Origin of the sequence: Heyndrickxia acidiproducens DSM 23148, from assembly GCF_000374345.1 — a bacterium.
GTDB lineage: Bacteria > Bacillota > Bacilli > Bacillales > Bacillaceae_C > Weizmannia > Weizmannia acidiproducens.
On sequence record NZ_KB894010.1, the window covers coordinates 1 to 20,952 of the forward strand.

Sequence of the window (20,952 nt, forward strand, 5' to 3'; positions counted from 1 at the left end):
GGTAAGACGATTCCCTTTCATTCCATGCACCCGTACCATTTACGCCTCCACATCCGGATAGCTTTTGGGCTTTGACTTGTTTGGCAGTCTTACCCTGTAAGAGTACGCCTGATGGTATTCGTGTTCCTCGGGTCAGAATTTTGCCTCCAGCTTCCTTCAGATTCCACTTCACAATGGACACCCTTGCTCTTGGCTAATGGTTGGTCGCTATCTACCCCCATAGCGGACTTTCGCCGCCTAGCGAATCGTCATGCGCGGCGCACCAAAAAAATGCCCATCATGGATGAGCATTTCCGGACTGCCGGTTGGATATCGCGATTCACATCAGGACTGTTTATTTTGCCGATTGGTCTTCTCTAAATAGTTAAGGTACAGTTCATCTTGGACAAGCCAGGCTTGAAACTGGCGCTTTACGAAACTTTCTGCTTCTTCAAAGGTGGAGAAGACAGGGGATTGTTTTAAGCCTGTTGATTCGATTATCCAGCCTTTCGGATCGCCCTTATGGATAAAAATCGTATCGCCGCTGCGGTTTTGGTATAAGCAGCCTGATGCCTGTCCTTTCAAATTGGCACGGTTGTGGGCAAAATCGCGTCTTAACGGTTCGGACTTGAAGGTTTCTTCTACATAGTGTTTAAACGCATCGGCTGTCATTATACAGCCTGATGCTTTTTGATGGCCGCCGCCATCGTATTTTCCGGCAATTTCAGATACATCGATATGATCATGAATCGTTCTGAAACTGATCCGTTTTTTCCCTACCATCAGAATGGCGATATAATCCAAATGGGGATATTCTTTCGCCAGCTCATTCCCCAGTTCAGAATGGTTTGATTCGGCATGCACAACACCGGCATAATACCCGTCAATAACAGCCTGATAAACTTCCCGTTTTTTTCCGTTAATATATCTCGATACCTTTTTTCCTTCAATATTTAAGATCTTTTCTTCCAATTCATCAAATTGGAATTCGTCGCTGCCACTCAGTTTATGTAAGAGGATCTCCTCAAATTCATCGATTGGATACAGATAAAAAAGATCGTTCAATTTTTTTGCCGCCAGATTTTGGTTCTTTTCCCATTCCCATGTATCCATCTGTCTGACCAGTTCCACAAATTGGTCCAGCGCGCGGTTCGGTTTTATCCGGCCTGTTTCAGTGAGGTATTGATAAAATAACGAGGTAGCGCATGCCAGGTGACCGCCATCTTCTTCCACTTGAACAGAAGCCCAGGAATATTGGTTTAAATGCAATGCGCTTTTATGATGGTCAAACAGTTTCACCTTGCCGCCTTTTTTTACATATTCTTCAATCTTTTTTTCATTTTGTACATTGACAGACAGGTCTGTCATCCATAATACCTCTTCTTTATCTTCTTTTTTTAAAAAGTGTTCCACCTGCGGATTAAAACCTCCAACAGAATTGTACTGGATTTCAATGTCCCTGCCAAAAGCCAGCCGCGCTAAGATGCCGCAGCCCAATCCGTCTAAATCATTATGCGTTAACAATCGATACATGTATTTTTCCTCCGAACATAGGATTAACCATTCTGCCTGCATTTTATTCAATATAGCTTGTTTTCCCGCCTGAAGGATAAACTTCCAGCATGACCTGCGGCGGAATGATTCATAATAATATTGTTTCACATTCTGCAATTCATTTCAATTGAGGGGGCAGACGCATGAACCGTCAAAAAAATGGAATGATTTCTTCACTGGTTGCCGTTGGCGCAACCGGGATGGCCATCTATGGAATTTCCCGCGCAGTAAGAAACAGGCGGATAAAACAAATGATGCAATCAATGGGAAGCGCGATAACGGGCCAGGCAGTCAAGCAAATGGCGGTAAAGCCGATTCAAGGAATGATGAAACCGGTGCTGAAGGGTACAGGAATGCAAGTGCCGCAGTCTTCCCAATCCGGAAGTACAGCATCTGTGCAAAGTTAGCTAAAAGGAGATGGGTACTCCATCTCCTTTTTTGGCTTAACACAGCGGCTCTTTTTTTAAGATGCTGACATGTTGTTCATGCCCGATTACAGCCATGTCGGCAATTCCAAGGAACAGCCCGTGCTCGACAATTCCGCTGATGCTGTCCAGCCAAGCGCCGAGTGCCTGAATGTCGCCGGCATTTCCTGCTTTGATATCGAGAATATAATGCTTGCTGTCTGTTTCATATGGCCGCCCGTCTTTCAAGCGCAGAGTTGATTGAAGGCCTTTTCTTTCCAGTTCTTTCATAACCATCTTATACCCAAAAGGAATCACTTCCACCGGCAGCGGAAAAGCCCCGAGTTTTTTCACCAGTTTGCTTTCATCAGCAACCCAGATATTTCGCCCCGATGCTTTTGCCACCAGTTTTTCAAACAGCAGCGCACCCCCGCCGCCTTTTATTCCGTTTAAACCCGGATCAATTTCATCCGCGCCGTCAATCGTCAAATCAATATGGTCTGCATCATTCAACGCAACCATCGGGATATGGCATGCCGCTGCCAGCTCTTTTGTAGCTTCAGAAGTCGGAATCCCTGTAATGCACAGACCGTTTTGAATACGTTCGCCGATTTTCTTAATTGTGAAATAAACGGTTGAACCGGTGCCAAGGCCGACTGTCATTCCATCCTCGACAAAGTCCGCTGCTTTTTCACCAGCCAGTTTTTTCCCGTTCATTTTTTCCACCTGCCTGCCATGGCCGTGTTACAGACCATTTTTTTCATATTTCAAATCGTCACTGGATTACAATCGCCTGACTGCCCATTTGTTCCCAGGCCTTTATAAATTTCTCGCGGTCAAGCTGCTTATTCTTTGTACCATATGGATCGTTCACAAAAATATGGTTTGTATCATATCCGGTTACAACAACGCTATGTTCGCTGTATGTAATTTTGATTTCTCCCTGAGGCGTGTCCCATTTTTGAAAGTTGGAAATTGGCCGGAAGCGGGTATTGACGATCACCCAGACAGGATGGCCCTCTGCAATATTTCGAATGACTTCCGAAAACGATTGGTTTGTTAAATCCTTTACTTTACTGCCTGCATACTTTTTGGCCAGCTGATATACCGGCTTGTGGTACACGCCTAATCCCGGACCGTTCTCCATATCCCCGACAAACCCTTCATTCGGATTTCCATGCTGGCCGTTTTCATAGAGCAGCGGAACTCTTTTCACTTGACCAGCCAGCTCATTTTTTGTCACCCGATAGCCATTATCCTGCAGCAACATCGCGAGACTTGTGATTTCACAGCCATTATAAAGCCGTGGTTCGTCCATTTGATTAACGAGTGGAACATCCAGCAGTTTTTTCTCCGGAAGATCTGAGTGCACCTCATAAAAATTTATAGCCAACAATAAAATGATTAAAATCAATGCCGCCGCGATTAGGCGTGAAAGTTGTTTCAACCGCCTGTCACCCCATTTCCGGCTTTTTTCTGTAGAACGGCCAGAAGAACAGTGAAGAGCCCTGCACCGCCCAATATATACAGGATACCTTGTCACAGGCGGGTTTTTAGGCTGCATCTTAAATCTGCAGCCATACGGAATATTGAACCCGGTACCAATGGGAATAAGTTCCTGCATCTCCAAAAATATAGATGTTCTCTTCAATCATTATATTAATAAATGATTCATAACTCAACTTCTACACGAGAATAAATTTTAAAAAAGGTTTAAACCCTTAATAAGCAGGAAGATTAGTTGGTTGGGGAAAAAAGACTGAAATAGATAACCTTCAGAGTAAAAACGGAATTTCTATTTTAGCGGAAACCCATTTTTTCTGAGATGGAGCGGTGGTAAATCCTTTTTAAATCACCAAGCGGCAATTCATATAACTGGCGCTCGGCAATTTTGTAGATCCCTTCCTCTAAAAGTTTTTCAATATAATAATTTTTTCTTTCTTCTTTTGCTGTATATAAATAAGATTCCATGTATAACAACCTCCTGTAAGCCCTTTCCAAAAACTCTTTACGCATTTACCCTTTCCCTATTATTTTAAACCTGGCGTCAGGAAATATTCGTTCTGCATGCAAGTATCCGGCAAAGGAATTTTTTTCGATCGAAACGCGTGAGAAAATCTTCCCTGGAAAAGTAAGTATCCGATTTCATTGTAAGAAAACCTTACATAATTATGTACCTATTTAAGATTTTGTTGTATATTAATAAAAACACCTTACAAAGGGAGGGTACACGGTGGCATCAAATGAATCCTATCTGGAGAAAAAAGTGATATCAATCGGAACAGTTTGCGAATTGACAGGATTAAGTGAAAGAAGGATCCGCTATTACGAAGAAAGGAAATTGATTTTTCCGGAACGGTCGAACAGAGGAATCCGAAAATATTCTTTTTCCGATGTCGAACGCCTGATGGATATTGCCAATAAGCGTGAAGAAGGCATCCAAACGTCTGAAATCCGCAAAGAATACAATAAAGAAAAGAGATACAATGAGAAGTCTATGCGCGAGAAAGTCATTCGCGGCCAGTTAAACGCCTATTTCCACCAGAGAGATTAGCATAAGCTGGAAAAAATCATGTTTATGCCAAAAAAATTCATACAAAGTGATACTCGGATGATGATCACTTTGTATGATTCCATTACTCATATAAACTTTTGATATCTGCATTTGCGGGCAGTTTAAACGGATTCTCTTTATTTATATGGTCATAGAACATAATGCCGTTCAAATGATCGATCTCATGTTGGAATACGATTGCCGGAAATCCTTTCAATTTAAGCAGGACTTCATTTCCATCCATGTCATATGCTCTAACCTTGATCCTTTCCTGGCGGGGGACAAAACCTTCAACTTTGCGATCCACGGAAAGGCAGCCTTCCCCCTGAGGAAGATAAATCATGGAAACTGAATGGCTGATGATTTTCGGGTTAAACAATGCGTATTCCAATTCCCCATTCTCATCGGCTATGTAGACCGCAAACATGCGCTTATTCAAGCCGATTTGGTTGGCTGATAAACCAACACCCGCACGCAAATGAAACTGATTTGCGGTTTCCGGATTCTGGCTGTTTTTTAAAAATTGCAGCATGCAGCGCAGCTCCGCCTTATCCTCTTCCTGCGGCGGCATAGGCACGTCATCAACAGCCCTTCTGAGAATTGGATTCCCTTCACGCACAATATCATCCATCGTAATCATATAATTTTCATTAAATTTGCTCATAAGAAAGACACTCAACTTTCCTTCTATTCTATATTTCATTCCTTTTCATATTCCAGCCGTCAAGCTGTCCTGCCGGTTTAAAGCCGGAACCGGCAAACAGAATGAATGCTGTTTCTCCCGTATTCAAACACAATAACGGGAAATTTGGCTTCATTTTTTATCTTATCATAATGCCGCAAATAAATCTAAAGAGACGTCTGTTTTCCTGACAGGCTGCTTTCATGTTTACAAACGGAATGCCAGGTTCAGATGCGGATTTACGCGGTATTCCCGGCTTTATCCTTTGACAGGATGACCAGGTACAAAAGAACGGAAATGGCAACCGAACCGGCAGCAGTCGTATAAATCGCGGAATAGCCAAACAGATGCCCAATCTGGCCAAAAACCATTGCACCCAGCCCAATGCCCAAATCAAAAAATGAGAAGAAAGTGGCATTGGCCATCCCTTTACGGTTCCGCGGCGCTTTATCAATCGCCCATGCCTGCAATGCGGGCTGTACAGATCCGAATCCAAAGCCGTATAAAAAAGCTGCGGCAAACAAGGCCATTGTATTGGGCAGCCATGATAATAGCAGCATGGCCGCTATAATGAAAACAGCGGCGGGAATAAAAACAGCCTGATGCCCGTATTTGTCATACAGCCTGCCGGCAAAAGTCCTTGTCAGCATGAGAGCAAGCGCATAAATGAAAAAGTACCACTGTATTCCGGCGATATGTTTCTGGGCAGTATATAACGGCAAAAATGTTGCAATGCCGCCGAATGTGACGGAGATAAAAAATAACAGCAGCGCCGGTTGAAGCGCCGTTTTTTCATAAAAATCCATTTTCGCCGTTTCATTTGCTTCTGGCGCTGTCTCCACTTTTTGATAGCGGATTTTTTGGGCCAGTACAAATGCAGCCAGCCCGAGTGCGGAACAGATCAAAAACAGCTCCCTGAACGGAAGAAGGCTGGAAAGAGAAAGCCCCAGAGACGGCCCGAACGCCAATGCAAGGTTGCCGGATAAGCCAAAATAGCCCATTCCTTCCCCTCTTCTGTGCTGCGGTATGAAGTCTGTCGCAATGGTACCGGATGCTGTTGTGGAATAGCCCCATCCGATGCCTTGAACGATGCGCATCAAAAACAGAAACAGAATTCCGGTCGCGAACGCGTACGAGCCTATGGAAAGGACAAAAATGGCCAGCCCAAAAAGATAAACAAACTTTCTTCCCTTTGTCTCCAGGCTGTGACCGGCAAACGGCCTCAACAGCAAAGCTGAAAATGTAAAGATTCCGACAACAAAACCGATCAGCTGGTCACTGCCGCCAAGATGTTCGACGAAAAGCGGAATGGTTGGCAATGTCATTTGAAAGCCGAGAAAAACAAAAAAATTTGCCAAGCAGATTAAAACAAAATCGCGGGTCCAAATTTTTTCTTTGCCGCCCGCATGCCGATTTGCTTGGCCAAAAGCCCCCGTTTCTTTCATCATATTCCCCCCAGGGTGATTTTTTATTTGAGAAAAAGAAATTACTTTTTTATTTTACATGATAGTCATTCGCAATACGAAATATTTGCATAAAAAATAACGGCCTTCCGGGCTTTAGCAAAGCCTGTAAAAATTCAAAAAAGCCTATTCGGAACGGAATAAGCTTTTTCTATTGTTTTTAAGAAATTTTTTCTTTTTTTACAAGCTGTGCTGTACGATCCGGATGCGTGGCGGCGTCTTCCGGCGTGTAACAGCAGTTTGCCCTGGCGCAGTTTTTTTTCAAAGCACAGGAGGCGCACTGCCCTTCCCTGCTTTTTTTGATCGCTCTTGTAAGCGTAAACGCTGCATATGCAAATATTCCAATTCCGAGTATGATACTGAAAAACATGCCCACATCTCCTTCTTTTTAAAATCCAAGCAACCGTCCCAGCTGATAAATGGTAAAAGATAACACATAGGCTATGACAAGCGCATAAATAACCGCAAAAGCCGTTACTTTTTTAGAGCCGCTTTCTTTCCGGATGATGGCTACCGTTGATAAACACGGGATATACAAAAGGATAAAAACCATAAAACTGTACGCAGATAATGGGGTAAACGCATGTGCGATGGTGCTTGCAAGCGATGCGCCATCCGGAACAAAATACAGCACATTCATAGTGGATACGACCACTTCTTTTGCTAAAAATCCCGTGAGAAGTGCCGCAGCCGCCTGCCAGGTTCCAAATCCAAGCGGTGCCAGAACAGGAGCAATCTTACTGCAAATCAGCGCCATAAAGCTTTGGTCCACAGATACATTAAATCCATCCGGCCCGGTATAGGAAATCAGCCAAATAAACACCGTGCCCCCGAATATCAGTGTACCCGCTTTCCGGACAAAGCCTTTCCCTTTATCCCATGTGCTTCGCAATAGGCTCCGGGCATTCGGCACACGGTACGGCGGCAATTCAATGACAAATACCGACCCCTCCGTTTTTAAAACAGCGGAAAAAACTTTTGCAAGCACGAGCGCAATCACAATCCCAAGCAAATAAAGGGACAGGACGATAAGCGCCTGGTTTTTTTGAAAGAATGCCGACACAAACAAGCTGTATACGGAAAGCCTGGCCGAGCAGGACATTAATGGCGTAAGAATGGTGGTTAACAACCTTTCTTTCGGCTGTTCAATGGTTCTGGCAGCCATGACGCCCGGAACATTGCAGCCGAAACCGATAATCAGCGGAATAAACGCTTTACCGTTTAATCCGACTACTTCCATGACACGATCCATCACCATGGCTACTCTCGCCATATACCCCGAATCTTCAATCAGTGAAATAAAAAAGAACAATACAAAGATTTGCGGTACAAAAACGAGCACTCCGCCGACACCTGCAACAATTCCATTTAACACAATATCTTTGATAAACGGCGTTGCGCCGGCTTTTTCAAGACCTGCATTAATCCAAACGGTCAGCGGCCCGGAGAAAAACCGGTCGAGTGTATCAGATAAAGGGGTGCCAACCCAGTTAAAAGTAATACAAAACACTACATACATCATGCCGATAAACACCGGGATGCCAAGAAACTTATTGGTGACAATGGCATCCAATGTTTCCGTAAACGTTTTGCGGTTTTTAGCAGTCTGCAAAACCGCATCAGCAATGACTCCATCAATAAACTGCTGCCTGATTTTAAACATTTCCTGTTTAATGGAATGATGCGGATTATCCACCTGCAAAATACGTTCGACCCCACTGCAGATGGCCAGCAATTCCGGCCTCACTTCATTCAGTTCGGGAATAGAACGGATCACATCGTTTCCTTCAAGGAACTGGAGTGCAAGCCACCGTTTATTCAGTGATCGGATATCCGGAAGTTTTTCCACGATCCGGGCGGCTGCATGTTCGATGACTTCACCATAGTCAATCCGAAAAAGGGGTGCAGAGGCTTCTGCTTTCATCTGTTGCGAGATGGTATGGCAGCCCTTTCCCGTCCTTGCAATTATCGGTACAACCGGGATCCCCAATTTTTCCGCAATCACCTGTTCATTTACAGACATGCCGCGCGCTTTTGCAACATCAACCATATTCAGTCCGATTAACACCGGCTTCCCATACTCCAGTAATTGAATGGAAAGATGAAGGTTTCTTGAAAGCTGTGAAGCATCGACTATATTCAATATAGAAGTAAAAGCTTCATCGATCAGAAATGCAGAGGCAACCGCCTCATCCTTGGACAGCGGGTTCAAAGCATAGATTCCTGGTAGATCAATAATCATGCCCAGGTTTTCTTTTAAATGCCCAACCTTTTTTTCAACAGTGACCCCCGTCCAGTTTCCGACATATTCATAGGAACCTGTCAATTCATTAAAAAGTGATGTTTTTCCGGTATTCGGATTACCGAACAATGCGACTTCCATTATGAACACTCCACTTGTATTCTCATGGCTTCTTTTTTGCGGATCCCAATACATTGCCCGCAAACTTCAAGCATGCACGGCCCGCCAAATGGCAGTGCACATTTATAGCAAACTTCACGGCCTTCTAATACACCTAAATCAAGAAGGCGCCTTTGAATCATTTGATCAACACTCGATAAATCTGTAATAATGCCTTTATGACCCGGCTTGAGTTCTGTTAAGATCATCAACTGTTCCTCCCTCGCCAAACAAAGAGTGAACTTGTTTATCCATTCAATGCAATGATAATGATTATCATTAATGTATATTTATCATAACGTATTTAAAAAGAAACGTCTATACTGGATTTGCCTCACATGAAAACTTTTACATTATTTTGTGATTTTTTTCACAAAAATTTCATTGACAAATGAAACATCCCACCTATTAGATCACAAAACAGCATTTTAAAAAAAGCGAACCCCCGGGTTGGAGATTCGCTCATTATTACTTCAGCACGCCGCTTTGATCAATTTTTTGAATCGCTTTTTTCAGCGTATCTTCATTTTGCACCAGGGCAATCCTTACATATCCCTCGCCATGCCCGCCAAATGCGTTGCCGGGCGTGACGACAACACCAGCGCGATCCATTAATTCATATGTAAAACCTAAAGAAGTTTTTCCCTTTGGAATTTTCGCCCATAAAAACATCGTCGCATCTGGCGGCTGGATATTCCACCCAATCCGGGACATACCGGAAATAAAGGTATCCCTTCTTGCTTCATACAACGCTGCATTTGAACGGGCAAACGCCTCTCCATCCGTTAAGGCAAGGGCAGCGGCTCTTTGGATCGGTTCAAAAATCCCGTAATCCATATGCGATTTAAGCTGGGAAAAAAGCCGGATCACATCACCATTACCAGACAGGAAACCAACACGCGTTCCCGCCATATTAAAGCTTTTTGATAAAGAATTAAATTCGACACCTATATCTTTTGCTCCCTCGACAGACAGGAAACTGACCGGTTTATTATTATCAAAAACCAATTCACAGTAGGCAAAGTCGTGAGCTACCACAACGCCGTACTTTTTGGCAAACGCAACTACTTCCTCAAAGAATGCTTTCGTGGCAAGCTTCGGAATCGGATTGCCTGGAAAATTCAGGATCATCATTTTAGCTTTGCGGGCAATGTCCTCAGGAATGTTCGATAAATCAGGCAAAAAGCCGTTTTCTGCCAAAAGCGGCATTGGATAGGCTTGTGCTTCTGCCAGATTTAATCCGGATTCATATGCCGTATAACCGGGATCCGGAACCAAAACGATATCTCCGGGGTTACAAAAGACAAGCGGCAAATGGACAATGCCATCCTGTGAGCCCATTAATTGAACAATTTCCGTTTTTGGATCAAGCTGCACCCCGAAGCGCTTGTAGTAGGCGGCAGCTGCCTGATGAAAAGCATCAATACCGGAGATGGTATACCCGTATTGTTCCGGGTCTTCCGCGTTCCGGATTAATTCATTTACTACAAAAGAAGGCGGCGGCTGGTCCGGACTCCCAATGCTTAAATCAATCATTTCCGATCCTTCACTTATTTTTTTCTTCTTATACTCAATCAACTCATTAAAAATTAATGTCGGCAGCTGATTCATGCGCCTTGCAATGTCAACCAAAACTGTTTCCTCCCAGCTATTTTCAATCAGATTCATTTGTATCAACAGGAGTTGCAGATCACACCTATCCATGATGCTTTTGATTTTTCTATTATACCAAACTTTCCAGCATAACGATGTGAAATCCGCCACTTTTGTTCATATTTTGTCCATATGAAAAACCTATTGAATCCATCAATAGGTCTCATTTAATCCGGGTTTATAAATCTGATCAAGCATGCATTTTTTTGAGGACAGCTTCCGCCATTTCCAGCTGCAGGGCAACTTGTTCATGGCCCGTACCGCCCGCAGAATTTCTCGCTTCGACAACCTGTTTCGGTTCCAGCACTTTATAGATATCTTTATCAAAGAGCGGGCTGAAACGATGGTATTCCTCCATAGACAAATCCAGCAAATATTTCCGGTGCTGGATACCGTATAATACAATTTGCCCGATAACCGCATGGGCATCACGGAACGGCAGTCCTTTTCTGACCAAATAATCGGCTATGTCTGTGGCGTTTGAATAGTCGTTGGATACGGTTTTAAACATATTCTCTTTTTTGACTTTCATCGTTTGAATCATCGGCGCTAATAGCTGCAATGCGCCTTCAAGCGTTTCGACCGTATCGAAAATGCCTTCTTTGTCTTCCTGCATATCCTTGTTATAGGCGAGCGGTAAACCCTTTATTACGGTTAGCAGCCCGATGAGATGCCCGAATACCCTTCCCGTTTTTCCGCGCAAAAGCTCCGGCACATCCGGATTTTTCTTTTGCGGCATGATGCTTGATCCTGTACAAAATGAGTCATCCAGTTCGATAAACTGGAATTCCTGGCTTGACCATAACACCATTTCTTCAGACAGTCTCGAGATATGGGCCATTAAAATCGAAGCATCCGCCAAAAACTCAAGAACAAAGTCGCGGTCGCTGACGGCATCCAGGCTGTTCGGATAGATCTTGCCAAATCCAAGCAGTTCACATGTGCGCTCGCGGTTGATCGGAAATGTCGTGCCGGCAAGCGCCCCGGCCCCAAGCGGCAGCCAGTCCGTCCGTTTTAAACTATCGGAGAATCTTTCTTTATCACGCTCCAGCATCCAAAAATAGGCAAGCAGATGATGGGCAAATAAAATTGGCTGGGCCCGCTGCAAATGGGTATAGCCGGGCATATAGGTTTCCATATTGGCCTTGGCCTGGTGAATAAGGGATTCCTGCACACCTGTAATGTTTGCAATCATGTCCTTTGTTTTTTTCCGGACATACAGATGCATATCCGTTGCAACCTGGTCATTACGGCTCCGACCGGTATGCAGTTTGCCGCCGGCCGGTCCGATTTCGTCAATCAGCATTTTCTCAATGTTCATATGAATATCTTCGTTTTCAATTGAGAATTGTACTTCTCCGCTGCGGATCCTGTCAGCGATTTTATGCAACCCTGTTTGAATCAATTTAACATCTTCCGCCGGCAATATTCCGCATTCGCCGAGCATTTGCACATGTGCGAGACTGCCTTCAATATCTTCAAACGCCAGTTTTTGGTCAAACTGAATCGATGCTGTATATTCTTCTACCAATTTGTTGGTTTCTTTCGTAAACCGTCCGCCCCATAACTTTGACACTTCTGTTTCCTCCTGCAGGTGTAGATATAGTTGGTACAGAAATACGGCAAGGCTGTGTTGACTTAGCCGCAGCCTTTTTCCGCTTTTATTGGTTTAACACTTTTTCATTTTTTTCATTTACCTGGATTTCCGCGTAAACTTTTGTCGGAAGCCCCCAAAGTTTGATAAAGCCGACTGCTGCATTATGGTCAAAAGAATCGCCCTTTAAGTAGGTGGCCAGTTCCTCGTTATACAGGCTGAACGGCGATTTGCGGGCGACAACAACATGATTGCCTTTAAACAGTTTGATGCGGACCGTGCCTGTAACCGTCTTTTGTGTCTCTTCCACAAATGCGTCAAGTGCCGCTTTTAGTGGTGAATACCAGAGGCCTTCATAGATGATTTTTGTCAGCTGCTGTTCGACCGTTGTTTTAAATTGTGTGACTTCACGCGGCAATGTCAAAAATTCCAGTTCTTTATGTGCTTGAATCAGGACGAGGGCAGCCGGGTTTTCATACACTTCACGGGATTTGATGCCAACGAGGCGGTTTTCGATATGGTCGATTCTGCCGATTCCGTGCTTGCCGGCAGTCAGATTCAGCGTTTCAATCATATTCACCAGTCCCATTGGCTGACCGTTCAGCGCTACCGGGACACCTTTTTCAAACGAAATTTCGATATATTCCGGTTCATCCGGCGTCATTTCAACCGGCGCCGTCCAGTCAAAGGCCGCTTCCGGTGCTTCGTTCCACGGGTTTTCCAGTACGCCTGCCTCACATGCTCTTCCCCAGATATTGGCATCAATAGAGAAAGGATTATCTAAATCGATTGGAATCGGTATATTATTTTTCTCCGCGTAAGCAATTTCCTCATCGCGCGTCATCCCCCACTCACGAACCGGCGCCACCACTTTCAGGCTTGGATTCAGAGCCTGAACGGACACTTCAAAACGGACCTGGTCATTCCCTTTTCCTGTGCAGCCGTGTGCTACAGCGACCGCGCCTTCCTGTTCCGCCACATCCACAAGCAGCTTGGAAATCAGCGGGCGGCTGATAGCTGAAGACAGCGGGTATTTCCCTTCATACAGTGCATTGGCTTTTAAAGCCGGCAAAATATAATCTTTCGCCAGCATGTCTTTGCCGTCAACCATTATTGCTTTAATTGCACCGACATTTAAAGCTTTTTGGCGGATCGCATTTAAATCCTTGCCTTCCCCGACATCTATTCCTAAAGCAATGACATCATAGCCGTATTTTTCCTGAATCCATTTAACGGATACCGATGTATCCAAACCGCCTGAATAGGCTAAAACAATTTTCTCTTTTGCCATGTGTGTTCTCTCCCTGCCTCTTAGTGTATAAATAATATCTCACTCGAATTTTTATACATTCATTATAAACGACCCTTTAACATTTTTCCAGTAGTTTTTTTAAAATTGCTTTATGGGCATGCAGCCGGTTTTCTGCTTCGTCAAACACAGCTGAATGCGGACCGTCAATAATGCCCGCCGTGACTTCTTCGCCGCGGTGTGCAGGCAGGCAGTGCAGAAAAAGAAAATCAGCTTTTGCGTGTTTGCATAATGATTCATTTACTTGATAGTTTTGAAAAACCTGCAAGCGCTGCTTTGCTTCCTCTTCCTGCCCCATGCTCGCCCATACGTCCGTAATGACAATATCAGCGTTTTGGATCATTGCTTCCGGGCTTTCCCCGACTTCCACTTTGACGCCTTTTTTTGCGGCTTCGTTTTTCGCTGCGCCCAGGATTTGCGGATTCGGAAGATACCCTTTTGGAGATGCCACCGAAATATCCATGCCCATTTTAACTGCGCCTTCTAATAGGGAGTGGCACATATTGTTATGGCCGTCTCCCAAATAGCAGACCTTCAGTCCTTTTAATTTGTGTTTATGTTCATAAATGGTGAGCAGATCAGCCAGCACCTGCGTTGGATGGTGGAGATCGGTTAAACCGTTGATTACCGGCACATCCGCATATTTTGCAAATTCTTCCACTGTTTCATGGGCAAACGTGCGGATCATCAGGGCATCCACATACCGCGATAAAACTTTGGCCGTATCCTGGATCGTTTCGCCACGGCCGAGCTGGATGTCTCTTGAACTTAAAAACAAGGCATGGCCGCCGAGCTGCAGCATACCGGCTTCAAATGAGACCCGCGTGCGCGTCGAAGATTTTTCAAATATCATTCCGAGGATTTTACCGCTTAAATAGGGTGTTGGCTCTCCTTGTTTTTGGGCTTTTTTCAATGCCGCTGCTTCCTGCAATAATTCATCGATATCTTCAGTGTCCCATTCTCCGATTGTCAGGAAATCTTTCTTTTTCGTTTTGGTGATTGCTGCCATTTTTCTCTTCCTTTCCTACTGCACTTTTGCTGTCAGGCGTTTAAAATCATTTAATGCGGAAACTTGCGGTTGGTTTTGGAGCGGACATTGGACGACTGCTTCCAGTGTATCAAGGCAGGTAAACAACGGAATATGAAAACGCATGGCGGTTTCACGGAGCGTGCTTCCCGCTGTTTCAAGGTCCCTTCCCTTGGTCGGAATGATCACGGCAGCGGTAACTATGCGGTTTTCAAAAAATGCCGCCGCTTTTTCTTTTTTTATTTTTTCTGCTTGCAGATGGTTTTCTTTAAGAAAGTCTGCTGTTTTCCCGGTTGCGGCCAATTGATAACCGCGGGCGGACAGGGTTTTTAAAACCGGCAGCACCGCTTCTTTTTCGCGGTCTGTAACCGAGCAGAAAATGATCCTTTCCTCAGTCGTTCCTTCCAATAATGGATAATGGACGGATACGAGCGTTTTTTGCAGGGCTTCCCCGAAATCGCGGGCAATACCGAGCACTTCACCTGTTGACTTCATTTCCGGACCGAGCACCGGATCGACGTCTTTTAGTTTTGTGTAAGAAAAAACAGGCGCTTTTACGGCAATGCATTCCGGCTCTTCGGCAAGACCTGCATATCCGAGCGTTTTTCCGGTCTGTACCCCAACCGCCAAATCGACCATCGGAATGCCTGTGACTTTGCTTAATATCGGCACTGTACGTGAGGCGCGCGGATTCACTTCCAATACATAAATTGTACCTTCATGGATAACAAACTGGATATTTGCAATCCCAACGATATGCCCCTCAATACAGATCTTCTCAGCGTACTTTATGAGCACAGCCTTTTCTGCAGCTGACAACTGTTGCGGCGGAAATACAGCAATGCTGTCACCTGAATGGACGCCCGCTTTTTCAATATGTTCGAAAATGCCGGGAACCAGAACTTTCTTTCCATCTGTAATGCAGTCCAGCTCGCACTCGCGCCCGGGCACATACTGGTCAATGATCAGCGGCCAGCTTTTTTCGCTCGCATATTTGATCGATTCTGCGTAGGCATCCAGCTCGCTTTGCTGGTGGAAAATGAACATCGACTGGCCGCCGATGACATAGGACGGGCGCACCAAGACCGGGAACTGCAGGGATTCGGCTGCCATCTTTAATTCTTCCAGGCTGCCGGCAACATGGCCTTTAATATGTGGAATGCCAAGTTCTTCGAGCAATCCGTAAAACATGCTGCGGTCTTCAAGCCTGTCGATCGCTTTGACACTCGTTCCCAATAGCGGGATGCCTTCTGCTTCCAAACTTGCAGCGACATTGATCGCTGTTTGCCCGCCAAACTGCGTAAAGACACCTGCAACTTGCTCTTTTTCAATAATATGCAGCAAATCCTCAGGGCGCAGTGGTTCGAAATATAATTTGTCGGCCATTGAAAAATCGGTGCTGACTGTTTCCGGATTGTTGTTAACGACAATCGTTTCATAGCCCATTTTTTTCAAGGCCATGACAGCATGTACGGAGCAGTAGTCAAACTCAATTCCCTGGCCGATCCGGATCGGCCCCGAACCAATAATCAGCGCTTTTTTACGGTTCGATACCCCGACCTCATCGCTGCCGCCCCAGGTTGAATAATAATACGGTGTGACAGCTTCAAACTCGGCCGCACATGTATCGACCAATTTATAGACCGGTTTCAGCCCGAATTCCCGGCGCTTATCGCGGACCAGTTTTTCCGTGCAGCCAAACAGGTCGGCAAGCCGTTCATCACTGATATTCAGTTTCTTTGCAGCGGCAAGGAGATGTTTGGGAACGGACTCGATCTGATAAGCCTTTAACGCTTCTTCATGGCTGACGATTTTCTTGATTTTTTCCAAAAACCAGCGGTCAATTTCCGTTTTATTTTGAATTTCGGAAACTTCCATTCCTTTGCGCATCGCTTCTGCAACCGCGAACAGCCGCAAATCGGTGGTTTCTGTTAAAAACGGCGCCAGCTCATCCAGCCCTTTTTCTGCAAACGCCGGATGGCTTAATCCGTTAAGCCCCATTTCCAAAGAACGGATCCCTTTATTGAGCGCCCCTTCAAACGTACGGTCGATCGCCATGGCTTCCCCCGTTGCTTTCATTTGCGTGCCGAGGGTTTTATCCGCCTCCGTAAACTTGTCAAACGGAAAACGCGGAATTTTAACGACTACATAATCGAGCGCCGGTTCAAATGAAGCAAATGTATTACCAGTGACAGGATTCAAAATTTCATCCAAATGGTAGCCGATCGCGCATTTTGTAGCAATGCGGGCGATCGGATAACCGGTCGCTTTTGATGCGAGCGCGGAGGAACGGCTGACACGCGGATTGACTTCTATAATGTTGTAATGGTCCGAATGGGGATCAAGCGCAAACTGGATATTGCAGCCGCCGATGACGCCAAGCGCGCGGATGACTTTCAATGAGGCATTCCGGAGCATTTGATACTGCACATCCGATAAAGTTTGCGACGGGGCGACAACGATTGAATCGCCGGTATGAACGCCGACCGGATCAATATTTTCCATATTACAGACAATAATGCATGTATCATTGTCATCGCGGACGACTTCATACTCGATCTCTTTCCAGCCTTTAATGCTCTTTTCAAGCAGGACCTGATGGATCGGGCTTAACTCGAGCCCTCTTTGCAAAACAGCCTGCAACTCTTCGTCATTGGCAGCAAAACCGCCCCCTGAACCGCCAAGCGTATAAGCCGGGCGAATAATAACGGGATAGCCGATTTCGCGCGCGAACGCAAAACCTTCTTCCATGCTTTCGATGACTTTTGACTGTGGGATCGGTTCATGGATATCCAGCATCAGCTGGCGGAATTTCTCGCGGTCTTCACCTTTTTGGATGGATTCTACCGGCGTGCCAAGCAGTTCTACGCCATATTTTTCAAGAATGCCAGCCTCGTCTAATTGCACCGTCAAATTGAGCCCGGTCTGGCCGCCCAATGTACCGATAATTCCATCCGGCTGTTCTTTTTTAATAATTTCTTCAATTGAATCCACCGTCAGCGGATCGAAATAGATGCTGTCGGCCATTTCTTCATCAGTCATGATTGTCGCCGGATTGCTGTTTACGAGAACAACTTCTATTCCTTCTTCTTTCAATGCCAGGCAGCTTTGTGTGCCGGCATAATCAAATTCAGCTGCCTGCCCGATGACAATCGGACCGGAGCCGATGACCAACACTTTTTTGATATGATTATTGAATGGCATATGACATAACTCCCGCTCTTTGTTGTACTTTTTGCAAAAATTGTTTGAAAATATATTCGCTATCCTGCGGGCCCGGATGTGCTTCCGGGTGGAACTGGACAGTTGCGATTGGCAAATTCGGATGGACGCAGCCTTCAACGGTGCCGTCATTGACATTCCGGAATATCATGTTCATTTCAGACTGTTCCAATGATGCTTCATCCACCACATAGCCATGGTTTTGTGCGGTGATCAATACTTTTCCGTTCCGCAGATCTTTAACGGGGTGATTGCCGCCTCTGTGCCCGAACGGAAGTTTTTTTGTTTTTGCGCCGTATGCCAGCGCCAGCAGCTGGTGCCCCAGACAAATGCCAAGCACTGGATAAGCCATGCTGATTTTTTTGATCTCAGGCAGCCACTCCAAAAGTTTCGCAGGATCACCGGGCCCGTTTGAAAAAACGACGCCGTCCGGATTGAACATTTTCATTTGCTTGGCTGTGAAATCGAAAGGAACAACGGTTACTTTGCAATGCTGTTGCAGCAAGTAGTTTAAAATCGATTTTTTATAGCCAAAATCCATCAGCACAATATGCAGCGGCCCGTCCCCGTAGGTCAGCGGCTGATCGGTTGACACTTTGGCTATTAAAAACTCCTCTTCTTCTTTTTTTGGTACGCTGGCGTGTGCATCTGCCGTAATGATGCCATTCACGGTGCCGCGCTTGCGGATGGTTTTTACCAATGCGCGCGTATCAACGCCTGTTAAACAAGGTACCCCCGATTTTTCCAAAAATTGGAGTGCCGTTGCCTCTGCTTTATAAAAACTCGGTTCGGGGCAAATTTCTCCCGTCACAATCCCTCGTGCCGAAAGCCGGATGCTTTCATGGTCATCCCCGTTCACACCATAATTGCCGATCAACGGATAGCAAAACACCAAAATCTGGCCGGCATACGACGGATCTGTCATCATTTCCTGATAACCGGTCATGCCTGTATTGAAAACAACCTCTCCTGTTGTTTCCAAATGGCTCCCCAATAAAGTTCCTTCAAAAATTTCTTCCGTTTCGAGAATAAGATAACCACTTGCCACGTCTTTGTCCTCCCCTGTCAGCATTTCGTTCGAATATCGCTTTTGCGGCCATTAAAGTTTGGCAAACACATGATCCAACTTCATCACAAATTCTCCGATTTCTTCTTTTCCCACCGTTAATGGCGGCAGCAGCCGGACAACTTGCGGGCCTGCTGATAAAATCAGCAAACTTTCCTGCTGTGCAGCCTGTATCACTTGTGCGGCTTCCGTATCCAGCACGATACCGATCATCAGTCCTTTGCCGCGAATCGCTTTTATGCAAGGGTATTTTTCTTTTAGTCCGTTCAGCCGGGTCCATAGGTATTCGCTCTGTTTCTGAACATTTGCGATGATCTGCTCTTCGCTAAAGGTTTCCAATGTGGAAAGCCCTGCCGTTGTGGCGAGCGGGTTTCCACCGAATGTACTGCCGTGGGTACCCGGCCCGAAGTATTGGGCAACGTTTTCTTTTGCCAGCATCGCCCCGATCGGAAAACCTGATCCCAGCCCTTTCGCAAGCGTGATGATGTCCGGTTGAAACTCATATTGCTCATACGCAAAAAGGGTGCCTGTTCTGCCCATGCCCGTCTGCACTTCATCCACGATCATCAGGATACCGTTCTTTTTGCAGATGGCAGCGAGCGCTTTTATCCATTCTTTGTCTGCCGGAATTACGCCGCCTTCGCCCTGAACCAGTTCCAGCATAACGGCAATCGGTTTGATTTTTTCGAGTTCGGATAGAGCGGGAATATCGTTATAAGGCAAATAGGTAAACCCCGGAAGCAGCGGATCAAACCCTTTTTGGATTTTTTCTTGTGCAGTCGCAGACAATGTTCCAAGCGTGCGCCCGTGGAAACCGTGCTGGAATGTCACGATTTCATATTGTTCTGTATTTGTTTGATGATGGGCATACAGCCGTGCCAGTTTGATTGCCGCTTCATTGGCTTCTGCCCCGCTGTTGCAGAAAAACGCCGCGTCAAAGGCGCTCATTTCCGTAAGCTTAGCTGCGAGCAATTCCTGCGCCTCAATTTCAAATAAATTAGAAGAATGCCAGATTTGGTCAAGCTGTGCGCTGATTTTCGCTTTCACCTTATCCGGGACATGGCCCAGATTACAAACAGCAATCCCTGCTGTAAAATCCAAATATTTTTTGCCGTTTTGGTCCCACACATAGCAGCCCTTTCCTTTTACCAGCTTCAGCGGCGCACGGCTGTAAGTATGCATCAATGCAAATTTTTCTTTTATGGCTGTTTGCTTATCCATTCATCAAAACCCCGTTTCCCGTAAATTTTGTCCCTGTTGCTTCGCCGCCAGCAAGCTGCAGCAGGCTGTTTCCGTCCATCCCGTTTACAATGACCACTTCTTTCGCCCCGGATGCTACACAATCACATGCAGCCTGCACCTTTGGGATCATGCCGCCGGTTATTACTTTTTCCTGTGTTAACGCCTGTACCTCAGCGGCCGTCAGATTTGGCAGCACTTTTCCTTTCTGCATGACACCCGGCACATTGGTGACCATCCATAAAGCAGCATCCATTTTTTTGGCAATCGCCGCTGCGGCAAGATCAGCATTCACATTGAGGCGCTGGCCGTCCTTGTTTAGAGCGAGGGGGGAAATCACCGGAATAAAATGCCGGTCTACTAAATCCGTAAGTACTGCCTGATTGACCGATTCAACTTCCCCGACATAGCCAAGGGGACGATGCTGTTCCATTTGTTTTGCAGTTAACAGGCTCCCGTCTGTCCCGCTGATACCAATCGCTTTTGCGCCGGCAGAAGATAGCTTTCTTGTAATCCATTTATTGATCGAACCGGATAATACCATTTCCACAACATTCAGCACCGGTTCTGTTGTAACCCTGAGCCCGTTGACAAACCGTGTTTCAATTTGCATTTTGTCGAGAAATGCAGAGATTGCCGGCCCGCCTCCATGCACAACGATTGGATTTAAGTGATGGTTTTTTTTCAGTTTAGCAATATTCTTAAAAAAATCTTCCGGTAAGTGGTTTAAAATGCTTCCCCCGCATTTAATCACGACGTAGGACAAAATCGCCAACCCCTTATAATTAATGATTAATATGCATAA

General features: G+C 45.5%; 19 protein-coding genes. 2 read left to right on the plus strand and 17 right to left on the minus strand.

What is annotated here, in order from left to right:
* Positions 1-324 precede the first annotated feature (324 nt).
* Positions 325-1,512 (minus strand): DHH family phosphoesterase, encoded by a 1,188-nt coding sequence (locus C232_RS0112705; RefSeq protein ID WP_018664543.1) that lies wholly within the window; start codon positions 1,510-1,512, stop codon positions 325-327.
* A gap of 164 nt (positions 1,513-1,676) precedes the next feature.
* Here C232_RS0112705 and C232_RS0112710 point away from each other — a divergent pair, with 164 nt between their 5' ends.
* A complete protein-coding gene (locus tag C232_RS0112710) occupies positions 1,677-1,940 on the plus strand; it encodes a hypothetical protein (protein ID WP_018664544.1) in 264 nt (87 codons plus the stop codon).
* A 36-nt stretch (positions 1,941-1,976) separates the two neighbouring features.
* Here C232_RS0112710 and rpiA read toward each other — a convergent pair whose 3' ends face one another.
* The 3 genes from rpiA to C232_RS19490 form a co-directional block, all read right to left on the minus strand.
* Positions 1,977-2,654, minus strand: coding sequence for a ribose-5-phosphate isomerase RpiA (rpiA, locus tag C232_RS0112715; protein WP_018664545.1), 678 nt, complete (start codon positions 2,652-2,654; stop codon positions 1,977-1,979).
* Between the two features lie 58 nt (positions 2,655-2,712).
* The gene (locus C232_RS0112720) at positions 2,713-3,339 is read right to left on the minus strand and encodes a C39 family peptidase (RefSeq protein ID WP_235801542.1); all 627 of its coding nucleotides are present in this window, start codon (positions 3,337-3,339) and stop codon (positions 2,713-2,715) included.
* Between the two features lie 398 nt (positions 3,340-3,737).
* Positions 3,738-3,908: a Fur-regulated basic protein FbpA gene (locus C232_RS19490; RefSeq protein ID WP_018664547.1), complete on the minus strand. Its 171-nt coding sequence runs from the start codon at positions 3,906-3,908 to the stop codon at positions 3,738-3,740.
* Between the two features lie 262 nt (positions 3,909-4,170).
* Here C232_RS19490 and C232_RS0112730 point away from each other — a divergent pair, with 262 nt between their 5' ends.
* Positions 4,171-4,491 (plus strand): MerR family transcriptional regulator, encoded by a 321-nt coding sequence (locus C232_RS0112730; protein ID WP_018664548.1) that lies wholly within the window; start codon positions 4,171-4,173, stop codon positions 4,489-4,491.
* An 82-nt stretch (positions 4,492-4,573) separates the two neighbouring features.
* Here C232_RS0112730 and def read toward each other — a convergent pair whose 3' ends face one another.
* The 13 genes from def to argB all read right to left on the minus strand — a co-directional run bounded on the left by def (position 4,574) and on the right by argB (position 20,913).
* Complete coding sequence (gene def, locus C232_RS0112735) at positions 4,574-5,155, minus strand: peptide deformylase (protein ID WP_018664549.1); 582 nt, start codon at positions 5,153-5,155, stop codon at positions 4,574-4,576.
* Positions 5,156-5,412: 257 nt separating this feature from the next.
* Entirely contained in the window at positions 5,413-6,618 is a 1,206-nt protein-coding gene (locus C232_RS0112745) for an MFS transporter (protein ID WP_018664551.1), read from the minus strand.
* A 178-nt stretch (positions 6,619-6,796) separates the two neighbouring features.
* Entirely contained in the window at positions 6,797-7,006 is a 210-nt protein-coding gene (locus C232_RS18645) for a FeoB-associated Cys-rich membrane protein (protein WP_018664552.1), read from the minus strand.
* A gap of 18 nt (positions 7,007-7,024) precedes the next feature.
* Positions 7,025-9,019: a ferrous iron transport protein B gene (feoB, locus tag C232_RS0112755; protein WP_018664553.1), complete on the minus strand. Its 1,995-nt coding sequence runs from the start codon at positions 9,017-9,019 to the stop codon at positions 7,025-7,027.
* Positions 9,019-9,246, minus strand: a complete 228-nt coding sequence (locus C232_RS0112760) for a FeoA family protein (RefSeq protein ID WP_018664554.1) — start codon at positions 9,244-9,246, stop codon at positions 9,019-9,021. Before C232_RS0112760 ends, feoB begins: the two co-directional genes overlap by 1 nt.
* Positions 9,247-9,505: 259 nt before the next feature.
* Positions 9,506-10,669 carry an LL-diaminopimelate aminotransferase gene (locus C232_RS0112765; protein WP_018664555.1) on the minus strand — a complete coding sequence of 388 codons (1,164 nt, stop codon included), beginning with the start codon at positions 10,667-10,669 and terminating at the stop codon, positions 9,506-9,508.
* A gap of 211 nt (positions 10,670-10,880) precedes the next feature.
* Positions 10,881-12,266 (minus strand): argininosuccinate lyase, encoded by a 1,386-nt coding sequence (argH, locus tag C232_RS0112770; protein WP_018664556.1) that lies wholly within the window; start codon positions 12,264-12,266, stop codon positions 10,881-10,883.
* An 85-nt stretch (positions 12,267-12,351) separates the two neighbouring features.
* Complete coding sequence (locus C232_RS0112775) at positions 12,352-13,575, minus strand: argininosuccinate synthase (RefSeq protein ID WP_018664557.1); 1,224 nt, start codon at positions 13,573-13,575, stop codon at positions 12,352-12,354.
* A gap of 76 nt (positions 13,576-13,651) precedes the next feature.
* Positions 13,652-14,602: an ornithine carbamoyltransferase gene (gene argF / locus C232_RS0112780; RefSeq protein WP_018664558.1), complete on the minus strand. Its 951-nt coding sequence runs from the start codon at positions 14,600-14,602 to the stop codon at positions 13,652-13,654.
* A gap of 15 nt (positions 14,603-14,617) precedes the next feature.
* Complete coding sequence (gene carB / locus C232_RS0112785) at positions 14,618-17,824, minus strand: carbamoyl-phosphate synthase (glutamine-hydrolyzing) large subunit (protein ID WP_018664559.1); 3,207 nt, start codon at positions 17,822-17,824, stop codon at positions 14,618-14,620.
* A complete protein-coding gene (locus C232_RS0112790; RefSeq protein ID WP_018664560.1) occupies positions 17,811-18,890 on the minus strand; it encodes a carbamoyl phosphate synthase small subunit in 1,080 nt (359 codons plus the stop codon). The genes carB and C232_RS0112790 overlap by 14 nt, the downstream gene beginning before the upstream one ends.
* Before the next feature lie 51 nt (positions 18,891-18,941).
* Positions 18,942-20,129: an acetylornithine transaminase gene (locus C232_RS0112795; protein WP_018664561.1), complete on the minus strand. Its 1,188-nt coding sequence runs from the start codon at positions 20,127-20,129 to the stop codon at positions 18,942-18,944.
* Complete coding sequence (argB, locus tag C232_RS0112800; RefSeq protein ID WP_018664562.1) at positions 20,122-20,913, minus strand: acetylglutamate kinase; 792 nt, start codon at positions 20,911-20,913, stop codon at positions 20,122-20,124. The genes C232_RS0112795 and argB overlap by 8 nt, the downstream gene beginning before the upstream one ends.
* Between the last annotated feature and the right edge of the window lie 39 nt (positions 20,914-20,952).